The organism is Ruegeria sp. SAZD011, from assembly GCF_059612545.1.
In genome coordinates, this window is the sequence record NZ_JBXWQU010000040.1 from 40,717 (window position 1) to 53,058 (window position 12,342).

The following is a 12,342-nucleotide window of genomic DNA, read 5'->3' on the forward strand; positions in this document are numbered from 1 at the left end:
CGCTATAACGTCCGCCCCTGGCAAACAAGGGCCTGGCTGGGGCCGGACAAGGCGAAAACCAACCGGCGCCTCCAACCGCGCCCTCAGAGATCAACCGCCCGCTGCGGGCAATAGGGAAACAGCAAGATGCCAATGTACCGATCCAGAACCTCGACCCATGGACGCAACATGGCGGGCGCGCGCGGGCTCTGGCGCGCGACCGGCATGACCGACAGCGATTTCGGCAAGCCGATCATCGCCATCGTCAATTCCTTCACCCAGTTCGTGCCGGGACATGTGCACCTGAAGGACCTGGGCCAGATGGTCGCCCGCGAGGTCGAGGCCGCAGGCGGTGTCGCCAAGGAATTCAACACCATCGCGGTGGATGATGGCATCGCCATGGGTCATGACGGCATGCTCTATTCGCTGCCTTCGCGCGAGGTCATCGCCGACAGCGTCGAATACATGGTCAACGCCCATTGCGCCGACGCGATGGTCTGTATCTCGAACTGCGACAAGATCACGCCTGGCATGCTGATGGCGGCGATGCGGCTCAATATCCCCTGCATCTTTGTCTCGGGCGGGCCGATGGAGGCGGGCAAGATCGACATCGCCGATCTGGAAATGACCAAGATCGACCTGGTCGACGCCATGGTCGCCGCCGCCAATGACAAGTTCACCGACGAACAGGTGCAGCATATCGAGGAAAACGCCTGCCCCACCTGCGGATCCTGTTCGGGCATGTTCACTGCCAACTCGATGAACTGCCTGGCCGAGGCGCTGGGGCTGGCGCTGCCGGGCAATGGCTCGACGCTCGCCACCCATTCGGACCGCAAGGCGCTGTTCCTCGAAGCCGGTCGCCGCATCGTAGAGATCACCAAACGCCATTACGAGGGCGAGGAGAAGGGCCTGCTGCCGCGCGAAATCGCGACGTTCGAGGCGTTTGAAAACGCGATGAGCCTGGATATCGCCATGGGCGGCTCGACCAATACCGTGCTGCACCTTCTGGCCATTGCCCATGAAGGCGAGGTGGATTTCACCATGTCCGACATGGACCGGCTCAGCCGCAAGGTGCCCTGCCTGTGCAAGGTCGCGCCCAATACCGCAAACGTCCATATGGAGGATGTGCACCGCGCGGGCGGCATCTTCTCGATCCTGGGAGAGCTGAGCCGCGCCGGGCTGCTGCATGACGGCTGCGGCACGGTACATTCGGCCTCGATGGGCGAGGCAATTGCGAAATGGGATATCAAGGTCGCCAACAACCCCGAGGCCGAGAGCCTGTTCAAAGCCGCGCCCGGCGGCGTGCGTACCACCCAGGCCTTTAGCCAGTCGAACCGTTACAAGGAGCTGGATACCGATCGCGAAGGCGGCGTGATCCGCTCCAAAGAGCATGCCTTCAGTCAGGATGGCGGGCTTGCGGTCCTCTTTGGCAACATCGCCGAGGACGGCTGTATCGTGAAAACCGCCGGTGTGGACGCCTCGATCCTGCAATTCACCGGCACCGCCCATGTCTGCGAGAGCCAGGATGATGCGGTCAACAACATCCTGACCGGCAAGGTCAAGGAAGGCGACGTTGTGGTGATCCGTTATGAGGGGCCGCGCGGCGGGCCGGGCATGCAAGAGATGCTCTATCCGACCTCCTATCTTAAGTCGAAGGGGCTCGGCAAAGCCTGCGCGCTGCTGACCGACGGACGCTTCTCGGGCGGTACCTCGGGGCTGTCGATCGGTCACGTCTCGCCCGAGGCGGCCGAGGGAGGCACCATCGGTCTGGTCGAAGACGGCGACCGTATCGAGATCGACATTCCCAACCGCCGCATTCATCTGGCGGTCTCGGACGAGGTTCTGGCCGCGCGCCGCGCCGCGCAAGAGGCCAAGGGCTGGCACCCGGCCAAACCGCGCAAACGCAAGGTGTCGACCGCGCTCAAGGCCTATGCCAAGCTGACCACCAGCGCCGCCAAGGGCGCGGTGCGTCAGGTCTGATCTGGCTCAAGGGGCGGCTCGGTCCGCCCTGACGGGCATCCTCGCCCGCAAACTGGCGATCCGGGCGCCGCGCCACTGGCGCGGCGCCCGGCCCAACGGGAGGAGATGTTTCGCCAGAAACATCGACGACGGGCGGGAGGGCCCCGTTTTCAGGTTTCGTCCCCTGCCCGAACCCCCGCGATCCCCAAGGCCTCTGCACCCTGCCGCAAGGCGCCTGCGATCAGGCCGGTGCCGGCCATTTCCTCGCCGCCACCCAGTTGCAGCAGCGCAATGTCCCGGCTTGCCTGCGCCGCCACCAGGGGGCGCAACACCGTTTCATGCCCGGCCTCTCCCTGCCGGCGCACATAGACCTCGGGCAGGATCGCCACTCCCGCGCCCGAGGCCGCCATCAGCCGGATACCGTCCAGGCTGGTGCCCTCGTATTCCTCGGACACCACACCGCCGCACTCCGAGGCCAGCGCATAGACGATGCGCGACAGGCGGTGACCCCGATCAAGCGTCAGGAACATCCGCCCGCGCAGATCATTCGCGCGCACAGGACCCACACCGCGTGCCAGCGCATCATCGCGGGCCACAGCGATCCAGAGGCGCTCGGAAAACAGCCGTGTCTGCACCGTGCCGGGATGATCCTCGGGCGTCGAGATGATCAGATCGAACCGCCCGGCCTTCAGCCCCTGCTCCAGCCATTGGGTGCTTTCCTCACGCACCAGGATACGCAATTCGGGGTGGTTGCGATGCAGGGCGCTGACCACGCCGGGCAACAGATAGGGGCCGATCGAGGGCAGCACGCCCAGCCGCAACCGCCCGCCAAAGGGCACCCCACCCGACGCAGCGGCGCGCAGGTCCTCCATCTCGCGCAGGATACGTCGGGCGCGGCGGATCAGCTCGGCCCCCTGCGCCGTCGCAACTACGCCTGTACGGCTGCGATGGAACAGCCGGAGGCCAAGCTCGGCCTCGACCTCGGCGATCTGGGCCGAAAGGCTCGGCTGACTGACATTCAGCGCCGACGCAGCAAGGCCGAACCGGCCCAGCCGGTCAACGGCGACGATGTATTCGAGCTGACGCAGAGAGGGGCGCATGACAGATAGCCTGAAACTATGAATACCACTGACATCATGTATTAGCCTTATCCGTGAAGGCAAGCGATGAGACGCGAACGCACGAAACCAAGGACTTCTCATGCCTCTGATCCTCGATAGCCTGACCGTCAATCTCATGACCCCCACCATCCTGTTTTTTGCCCTCGGCCTGATCGCCGCCTTCGCCCGAAGCGACCTGTCGATCCCCGAAGGCGCGGCCAAGCTGATGTCGATCTATCTGTTGATGGCCATCGGCTTCAAAGGCGGTGCCAGCTTGGCGGAGCATGGCATTCACGCCGACCTCTTCGCGGCCATCGGTGCCGGTGTCGCATTGTCCTTTGCGCTGCCCTTTGCCGCCTATCTACTGTTGCGGGCGATGACCCGGCTCGACCCGATGAACGCCGCCGCCGTGGCGGGGCATTACGGGTCGATCTCTATCGTCACCTTTGTTACCGCCACCAGCCTGCTGGAACTGGGCGGCTACAACTACGAGGGCTACATGATTGCGGTGGCCGCCGCGATGGAAGTGCCCGCGATCCTGTCGGCGCTGTGGCTGGCGCATCGGGGCGGCGCCCGGACCGAAGGCACCGATCACCTGTGGCGCGACCTGCTGGCCAATGGGTCCATCGTTCTACTGCTGGGCGCCTTTGTCATCGGCGCGGCCACCGGCGGCGACGGGATGGAGACCATCGCGCCCTTCATCGTCACCCCGTTCACCGGTGTGCTGTGCCTTTTCCTGCTGGACATGGGCCTGTCCGCCGGACGCAGCCTGCTGCGCAACCGGGCGCTGCTGACGCCGGGTCTGTTTGCCTTCGGTCTGCTGATGCCGGTCCTGTCCAGTCTTCTGGCGCTTGGTCTGGGTCAGTTGATCCCGCTCTCGCCGGGCGGCCTGTTCCTGCTGATGGTGCTGGCGGCCTCGGCCTCGTATATCGCGGTGCCCGCCGCGATGCGGATCGCCCTGCCCCGCGCCGAAAGCGGTGTCTATCTGACCCTGTCTCTGGGGGTGACCTTTCCCTTTAACGTCACGCTGGGCCTGCCGCTTTACCTGTGGCTGGCCGGGGTCAACTGACCCATATCGGGCGCCGCTGTTCCGACTTTGGCTGAACAGCGGTGTCCGCCCCGTCAAGGCGGTCGCGACCCGCTCGCTGTTCGCATTGACTATCTCGCAGGACAGCTCTTCGAGGCCATTGTCACAGGACAGCAGACCGCGAACGCAATAGATCGCGCGCCAGCAACCTGCACCGCGGATAGAACCCTGCGCAACTGGGCGGGGTCGTGGTCGACGCCCTATTCGCCCAGCTTGGCGTGCACCTCGTCCAGGTCGATCTCGTCGATTGGCATCTTGTTGGCCGGGTTCTCGAAATCGTATTTGAACAGGTCGAAATCGCGTTTGTAGATTTCATAGACCAAGTGTTTCGACAGATCGTCGAAGTAATCCTCGACCGGATGCAGCCGTTTCGGTCCGTGCCCCTCGCTCTCGTTGAAGCGGGGGATCTTGTCGAGCCTGACCTTGTGCGGCGTCTCGATATTATCGAGCACCTCCTGCATGCCGTCGTTGAACGCCTCGGTCCAGAAGATCTTGTCGTAGCGCCCACCGTTGCAGATGAAGGTCGAGATATGGCCCGACATGGCCGACCAGTGAATGTCCGGGTCCATCGGCCGCCGCCAGCGGATGGTGTCGCGTGCGAACAGCAGGAACCGGCGGAAACTGGCGATCTGGTCAAACTCCTGTTTGCCGTCCTCGCCACCGACCTCGACACCGTATTTATAGACCAGCATCGGCACCAGATTGCCACGATAGCGCTTGCCGTTGCGCTGGATGCCGCAGATCTTGTCGAAAAACGAACTGAGGATACGGGTATAGGGATTGCGCACGCAGGTGAAGGAATAGGACCTATGCGCCTTCACATTGCGGGTGATCGGCCCCTGGCTGGCCTCGAGCGCCCATTTGTGCAACCCGGACTGCGCATCGTGGATGTCGCCATCGAAGAACGCGCCATGATCCGAGTAGTACATGATCTGTCCGATGGTCGAGCAGGCGCATTTCGGCACCACCCGATAGACCACGCTTTCACTTTCCGTCATCCAAGTGCCGGGAAAACCCATCTGCCTTGCCTCCTTTGCCTGTTCCGCCTTAGTCTGGCTTCAGGCGTCTTTGCTAACCAAAAAAACAAATAAACTCTGTTTATTCAATCGGCCTTCACCTTTATCAGGGTAGACAAAGAGCAGAAACAGGGACCGATCGTTTCCGATATGGCAAAAATCGCCTATATTCTCCTGTGCCACAAGGATCCGGATGCGATCATCATGCAGGCAGAGCGGCTGACCGCCGCAGGCGACTACATGTCGATCCATTTCGACGCCAGCGCACGCAAGGCAGATTATGCCCGTATCCGCAACGCGCTGTCCGACAACCCCAACGTCACCTTTGCCCGGCGCCGCATCAAATGCGGCTGGGGGGAATGGTCGCTGGTGCAGGCCACGCTGAACGCCATCGAGGCGGCGGTCGAGGAATTTCCTCGCGCCACCCATTTCTACATGCTGTCGGGCGACTGCATGGCGATCAAGACCGCCGAATACGCCCACAGCTTTCTGGATGCTGAGGACAAGGATTACATCGAAAGTTTCGACTATTTCGAAAGCGACTGGATCAAGACCGGCTGGAAAGAAGAGCGACTGATCTATCGCCACTGGTTCAACGAGCGCACCCAGAAACGCCTGTTCTACACCATGTTCGAGGCACAGAAACGGTTCGGCCTGACCCGCGAAATTCCGGGCGACATCCAGGTGATGATCGGCAGCCAATGGTGGTGCCTGCGCCGCCGGACCATCGAATGGATCCTCGAATTCACCCGCAAGCGCCGCGACGTGATGCGATTCTTTGCCACCACATGGATCCCGGACGAAACCTTTTTCCAGACTCTGGTCCGGCACCTGATCCCCGAACACGAGATCGACCCGCGCACGCTGACCTTTCTGATGTTCTCGGATTACGGCATGCCGGTCAGTTTCTACAACGACCATTACGACCTGCTGCTTAGCCAGGATTTTCTGTTCGCCCGCAAGATCAGCCCCGAGGCGAAGGAGCTGAAGGCGCGTCTGGGCCGGCTCTATGCCGCGCATGGGGTGCAGTTCCAGATCTCGAACGAGGGGCGCAACCTCTACAAGTTCCTGACTGGACGCGGCCGGATCGGGCGCCGCTTTGCCATGCGGTTCTGGGAGACCGAAAGCACGCTGGGGCGCGAACGCGAGTTGATGATCGTGGTGTGCAAGAAATGGCACGTGGCCAAGCGGTTGCTGGAACAGATCCGGCAAGTTACCAACGTGCCCACCATCGAATACCTGTTCAACGAGGAAAGCACACCGCTCCCTGACCTGGGCGGCATTCAGGCAACTCTGGAGAAACGCACCCGCCACCGCCGCGCCCTGATGCGAATGCTGTTCGAGTATTTCGAGACCGATCGACTGGTGATCTGCCTCGATCCTTCAAACCTCGATCTGATGCACGATTTCTTTTCCGACCGCTCGATGACCCGGATGCTCGAAGTCGAATGCCAGTTCACCGACGACTACCTGATCGGCCATTCCTATCGGGTGGGGCTGGCCGGCGAGCGCACGCCCAAGGCGACGCTGGAACGATTGCTGCCCACCATTCGCAACGAAATGACCTATGAGGCGGACCGCATCCGCGATGCCGGCTTTGCCCGATATGGCCGGGTTCACCAGACCTCTACCCCGGAAGAGAACGCCGACAAGGTGGCCGAGTTCCTGTCGATCCCCTGGGATCAGGCGTTGCGGATCACCCAGACCGACCATCTTTTTGCCGATTGAACCATCTCAGCGGATGCCATTGGCAATCTGAAGCTCTCGGACATAGCTGATGATCATTGCAACATCGGCCCGGCTAAGGCCCTGAACCGGAGGCATATCCCCAAACCGCCAGTGATGCGCGCGCACACCTTGAGAAACCGCACGCTGAAACGCCTCGTCTCCATGATGGGACGGCTCGTAAATCTTGTGTACCAAGGGCGGTGCGACCCCATCCTGCCCCTCTGCGTTGGGACCGTGGCAGACAAGACATTTTGCCTCGTACACCCGGGCACCGATCTGCGCATTCTCTGACAGGCTCTGAGGCAGGGTCACAGACACCAACGCCACCCCTGTATTCGAGGCGACCGGTTCGACCGCCTTTGATCGCGGATACAGGACATATGCCGCCACGGCGACGGCCACGGCCAGACTGATGATGACAGCGCGATTCACTTCATGCTCCCCAAGAACTTTCACCCGCTTCTGAAGGTTCCAGCCGGTGAAAGGTCAAGCATGAAGTTCTATTTCGATTTCCAGCTGTCCAACCAGCGCCGGAACCGCCCCCGACGCTCTTCGATCGCCTCGCCGGCCGCATAGAGGCTGTCTTCGACATCCTCGATCACCGGATCGATGCGCCGCTGCCGGAACCGCCGCCAGCGTACCCAGATCGCCCAGACCAGCGCGGCCAGCAGGATCAGGATGATGATGTTCAGCCAGGGGATCAGGCGGACATCCGGCCCCGCAACCGGCTTGATTGCGACCGCGTTGGGAAAGATCGACAGGAATTCATTACGCCAGCCGTAATGGGTGACCGCTACCCATTCAGGTTTGTCCTTTGACGAAATCGCGTCATTCGCCTCGGTATAGAGATTGGCGGTGTCGAACTTGAAATAGGGCGGCCAGCTCCAGCTGGTATCCTCGTTGCGATAGACACGCGGTCGGCCTTCGGGTGTCACCCCCTGGATGAACTGGACATCGCGGTTGATGATCGCCACCGACTGGTCGTCGGGTCGCGACCAGAAGATGCGGGTCCAGTCGTTCAGCTCTTGCCGTTCCTCATAAGTGTTGACGATGCGCACGATGTCGCGCTGCGGCAACGTATAGTGCAGGAAGGCGGCGACGCTGAGCCAGAACAGCCCGATGATCACCCATTTGACATAGCGCATGGCCAGGTCCTCACTTGAAATTCACGATATAGATCAGCACTGCGATCAGCACCCAGGGCACGAAGTAGACCCCCAGGATCAGCTTGCGCCGAAACGATTTGTCATAGGCCCTGAGACCGCGCGCGACAAAGGCTTCCTTGTCGCCGGTCTTGCCCTTTTCCTCCCACCAGCGCGCCAGCTTGCCACGCCGCACCGCCCGGGAATAGAGCGACAGGCCGATATAGGCCACGGTCTGCACCACCAGCAGGACAACGACAAGCCTGAGAAGTCCGATCACCCTATCTCCTCCGTATCGCGCCCCAGGGGCCGACCCGCGCAATCAGACGCTCGTCCAGCCCGGACGGGCTGTCCTCGCTCTCCATGTCCGGCTCGTGCCCGAACAGCGCCGCGCGGGCGCCCGCCTTGTCCACCTGATACTCTCGTGCGAGGAAATCGGCAACGAAGCTCTTCTTGGCCTCGCTCCAGGTGGCATAGAGCCCATAAAACAGCTCCTTGTGACAGATGAACAGCTGGCGCGCATCCAGCGGCGTCAGCTCCGCCAGCAGCATGTTGACCAGGTCGCGGTCGGGCGTATCGGCGGCGCGCAGGCCATAGAAATAGGCCGGATGATCGGCCGAGATACGGGGCCAGTCGCCGCCATTCTCGGCCCAGCGCGCCAGTTGCGCCAGCCCGTGATACTCCTCGGGCAGCCGGTCGGCATGCATCCGCGCCAGCCGCCGGATGTCGCCCCGGTCAAGCCCCGCCGGGTTCAGCCCGGTACCGGCCGCAGTGTCGATGACGATGAAATCCATCTTTTGCCGCAGCACCGCCGCCGCATCCATGCCGCGCGCCCGCACGATGGGTTCGGCCAGCTTGTTGTAATCAAGGAACTTGGCAATCCGGTTGCGCTCGCTCAGGTCGAACACGTATTTCACCGGCATCTCTTCGCGCGGCTTTTCCCCCGCGCAGATCATCGCCGGGTGCTGCACATCGGGGAACAGGTAGAGCCCGCCGAAATGCGCTGTCCAGAAATTGCGCTGCTCATGGGCCTTGTGGCTCAGATGCACGGGATTGCGGCTGATATCGCCGGTCTGTTTCGAAATCCCGATCATCTCGGCAATCAGCACATCGTCGAACCAGGCATCATCTTGCGTCTTGAACCGCTCGATCATCGCTGCCAGCTTGTCGGCGTTTTTCAGCGTGCCGCCGACGGTGTCGGCCTCGATCTCGATTTTGCGCAGGGTGAAAAGATCGGACGGGGAGCGCAGCTTAAAGACCGAGTTCACCAGTTCCCCCGCCACCGCGTCGGTGGCGGTCAGCGCAAACAGCTGCGCCTCGTTCGCCTCGATGAAGTCGCGCAGGATCGGGCGCGAGGTCGAGAATTTGACATTGAGCAGCGGCGCGCGCTTCTGCTCGGGCGTCAGCAGGATGAACTGCCGGTTGACCCCGTTGGGGTTGAGGTAGAGCGGATCGCCCAGCTCGTCCCCGATCTCGGGCGAATAGCCGGAGATGTCGATATGGAAATCGGTAAGCGCCGTGGTTTTGCCCGCCAGATGCTGGAGCGCGCGATTATACCGCTCGATCAGCGCCGGGCTGGAGATATGCACGAGATTGCCGAACATCAGGCCGGATTGGATGAGGCGGATCATGGGTCTATCCACCAGCTACCGTTGTTAAGCTCATCAATCGTATCACCTATCGAGATGACCATGTTGCTGCGTAGCTCTTGAAGCTTTGCTTTTGAAGCATTGCGAGCCGCCGCACGGATTTTCAGGTACTCAAGCGAGGACTTCTGGAAACGATAGTGAAGCCCAGATGGAGCAGATGTTAACTTGCATTCTTCTGACAGCACTTCCAACGTGTGTCGCAGATTGGCAATTTTTTCGCCTGCGACTTCTAGGAAATCTGAAGAGGCGGGATTGGATTCTAAGGAAGGCAACTGAATTTTGCGTTCGCCTTGCGCTCCGAATTTTCCTTCTGACAATGGCTCAAAAATCCAGACAACGTCACTCGCATTCGAATAGTCCTCATCTACCGCTACCCTCAAGGCCAAAACCAGTGCGTCAATGTGTCGGTCTGCTTCACGTTGAGTTTCAATTTTCGTCGCAGCTTTCAATTCTTTGACGGTGGACGACAACTCCAGTCGTTGGATCACAACCGAGGCGACAACCCAGATCAATGCCAAGCCACCCGCAAACCCTGCTAAGGCATCTCCAACTTCATTGGGCGGAGCTGAAAGGAATACATTCCATCGGGTGTCACAAACACGCAAAAGAAATAGCTCATTTTCACATGTTTCCCCTGCCATAAGCCAGGCTACAAATAGCAAGAAAGCTAACGTGAAAACCGCTGCGACAAAAAAAACAAGTTTCGCCCCATCGGATTTTTTGGAGCTATTGCTCACCCCTTCCCCTCCAGATACCGTTTCTTCGCCTCTTCCATCCGGCCCATCTCGCGCACCATGCCGTCGATGGCCACCTCATCCGACTTGTCGGCATAGCGGAACTCGCTGTCCGCATAGCGGTTGATCTCTTGCACCACCATGTCCACCGTGATGGGCTGGCGCAGCTCCTCGATCATCGCCAGCTTTGCGTCATAGTCGCGGAACAGGAACAGGTCGGGGTTCTCCATCCATTCATCGGGCAGTTCGAAATCCATCGCGCGGACCTTGACCGCGTCGGTGATGTTCTTGATCGCGCGGCCGGTGAAGCGTTCATCGGCCTCCTGTATCCCTTTCAGGTACGTCCCCAGCTTGGCGATGGTATCGAGCGGGCCGACCTGCGCCCCCACCCTCTCCCATACCTGCGCCAGCCCGGCCTCTTGCGGGCGGCCATGGGCGGCAAAACTGGCGGCCACCGCGCGCTTGATCTCTTGCGCGGCATAGAGGTCATGCGCGCCCAGCGGGATGTCGTGGCGCTTGCCCAGCAGCAGGGCCAGGATGTCGATGTAATCCTCGCGCGTCTGCGGCCCGTCGACCAGGAACCGCGCGCCCGCCCGCTGGCGCAGGGCGTCGTCGACATTCTCGGGGTAGTTCGAGAACATGCCGAAGGTGCAATTGCCCCGCACCACGGTATTGGCACCGGCGAATGCCTCCATGAACACCGCCGTCACCTCCTGCTGGCCCGCGCTCGACTGGCGGTCGCCGCGCTTGCCCGCGATCTGGTCGATATCGTCGATGGTGCCAAAACCGATCACGCCGGGGTCGAGCACATTCTGGACAAACGCCTTGGCATTCTGGCCCGACTTGCCCTGATAGCTGTCGATATTGTCGATGCCGAAGTTCTGATAGCGGAACGGATAGCCCGCATTGCGGCAATACTCGTCGATCAGCCCCGCCATCATCTGGATCAGCGTCGTCTTGCCGGTGCCCGGCTTGCCATCGCCCATGAAGGTGAAGATGAAGCCGCCCAGTTCCGCGAACGGGTTCAGGCGGCGCTCGAAATCATAGGCCATCAGCATCTTGGCCAGCTTCATGGCCTGGTATTTGGCGATATGGTTGCCGACCACCTCGTTCGGTTTCTTGAACGTCATGGTCAGTTTGGTCGAGCGCGCCTTGGCCGCGGGCGTAAAGCCGCGCAGGGTGAGATCATCGGCCTCGACATGCCAGGCGGCCCCGGTGAAGGGCCCCAGATGCCCGGCGCCTTGAGCGCGCGCGGCGGCCTTGGCCATCAGCTGTTCGGCAAAACCGGCGGTGGCGGCGATCAGTTGCGCGTCGTCACCCGCGAACTGCTCCAGCTTCTGGTCCAGATCCCACAGCGCCCCGTGCAGCGCCACTTGCGCATTGTCGGTCAGAAACTCCTCGACCTCGCCCACCTCGACCGAGGTGGCGCCCAGATGCGGCGACAACAGATAGGCCAGGGCATTGCCGAACACATGGGAGACTACCAGCGCCTCGGCGGTCAGCAATTCGGTGAACTCGCCCTTGCGCGCCGCCGACAGGTCGCCCGCCAGATTGGCGCGCTTCAGATCGCCCAGCGGCGTGCGCGCGCCATAGCCCTCGCCCATGGCCAATGCGATCGCCAGCGCCCGGCGGATCGCCTGCGCCACCGTGGCCTGAACCGGCGAGATCAACGTGTCGCCATCATCCGCCGCCTCGATCCGCTCGCGCAGATGCACCCCGTCGGGCCGGGCGGTGCGCCGCGTCACCAGGCCGGGGGTGGTCGAGCGGAACCGCCGCGCCGTGGGGATACCGGGCGAGCGCTCCTCCGCCCTGGCGGGTGTCCTCGCCTGCGCCACCCGCGGCGCATGGTCAAACCCGTCCAGCAATGCGGTCGCCGCCGGGTAATGCGCGCGGATCGCCTCTTCGCGCAGTTCCATCTGGTCGGATGTCAGGCTCATGTCGCAGTGCC

11 protein-coding genes are annotated in these 12,342 nt (G+C 61.8%); 3 read left to right on the forward strand and 8 right to left on the reverse strand.

The features are described from left to right. Nucleotides 1-126: 126 nt before the first annotated feature. Nucleotides 127-1,959, forward strand: a complete 1,833-nt coding sequence (gene ilvD / locus AC2FLM_RS19630) for a dihydroxy-acid dehydratase (RefSeq protein WP_234216355.1) — start codon at nucleotides 127-129, stop codon at nucleotides 1,957-1,959. A 149-nt stretch (nucleotides 1,960-2,108) separates the two neighbouring features. On the opposite strand, the gene AC2FLM_RS19635 is transcribed toward ilvD, so the two are convergent. After that, a complete protein-coding gene (locus AC2FLM_RS19635; RefSeq protein ID WP_234144332.1) occupies nucleotides 2,109-3,038 on the reverse strand; it encodes a hydrogen peroxide-inducible genes activator in 930 nt (309 codons plus the stop codon). A gap of 100 nt (nucleotides 3,039-3,138) precedes the next feature. Between AC2FLM_RS19635 and AC2FLM_RS19640 the strand changes: the two genes are divergently transcribed. Further along, nucleotides 3,139-4,107 (forward strand): sodium-dependent bicarbonate transport family permease, encoded by a 969-nt coding sequence (locus AC2FLM_RS19640; protein WP_496859590.1) that lies wholly within the window; start codon nucleotides 3,139-3,141, stop codon nucleotides 4,105-4,107. A gap of 218 nt (nucleotides 4,108-4,325) precedes the next feature. Here AC2FLM_RS19640 and AC2FLM_RS19645 read toward each other — a convergent pair whose 3' ends face one another. After that, entirely contained in the window at nucleotides 4,326-5,144 is an 819-nt protein-coding gene (locus AC2FLM_RS19645) for a sulfotransferase family protein (RefSeq protein WP_234138681.1), read from the reverse strand. Nucleotides 5,145-5,291: 147 nt separating this feature from the next. Between AC2FLM_RS19645 and AC2FLM_RS19650 the strand changes: the two genes are divergently transcribed. Further along, a complete protein-coding gene (locus AC2FLM_RS19650; RefSeq protein WP_496859591.1) occupies nucleotides 5,292-6,869 on the forward strand; it encodes a DUF5928 domain-containing protein in 1,578 nt (525 codons plus the stop codon). 6 nt (nucleotides 6,870-6,875) lie between these two features. Here AC2FLM_RS19650 and AC2FLM_RS19655 read toward each other — a convergent pair whose 3' ends face one another. The 6 genes from AC2FLM_RS19655 to AC2FLM_RS19680 form a co-directional block, all read right to left on the reverse strand. Beyond that, entirely contained in the window at nucleotides 6,876-7,244 is a 369-nt protein-coding gene (locus AC2FLM_RS19655; RefSeq protein WP_234144658.1) for a c-type cytochrome, read from the reverse strand. 125 nt (nucleotides 7,245-7,369) lie between these two features. Continuing rightward, nucleotides 7,370-8,014, reverse strand: a complete 645-nt coding sequence (locus AC2FLM_RS19660; protein ID WP_234138671.1) for a DUF1523 family protein — start codon at nucleotides 8,012-8,014, stop codon at nucleotides 7,370-7,372. 10 nt (nucleotides 8,015-8,024) lie between these two features. Further along, nucleotides 8,025-8,291 (reverse strand): hypothetical protein, encoded by a 267-nt coding sequence (locus AC2FLM_RS19665; RefSeq protein WP_234220165.1) that lies wholly within the window; start codon nucleotides 8,289-8,291, stop codon nucleotides 8,025-8,027. A 1-nt stretch (nucleotide 8,292) separates the two neighbouring features. Next, complete coding sequence (locus tag AC2FLM_RS19670) at nucleotides 8,293-9,642, reverse strand: DUF6638 family protein (RefSeq protein ID WP_496859592.1); 1,350 nt, start codon at nucleotides 9,640-9,642, stop codon at nucleotides 8,293-8,295. Beyond that, nucleotides 9,639-10,397, reverse strand: a complete 759-nt coding sequence (locus AC2FLM_RS19675) for a hypothetical protein (protein WP_496859593.1) — start codon at nucleotides 10,395-10,397, stop codon at nucleotides 9,639-9,641. The genes AC2FLM_RS19670 and AC2FLM_RS19675 overlap by 4 nt, the downstream gene beginning before the upstream one ends. Then, nucleotides 10,394-12,331, reverse strand: coding sequence for an AAA family ATPase (locus AC2FLM_RS19680; protein ID WP_496859594.1), 1,938 nt, complete (start codon nucleotides 12,329-12,331; stop codon nucleotides 10,394-10,396). The genes AC2FLM_RS19675 and AC2FLM_RS19680 overlap by 4 nt, the downstream gene beginning before the upstream one ends. Between the last annotated feature and the right edge of the window lie 11 nt (nucleotides 12,332-12,342).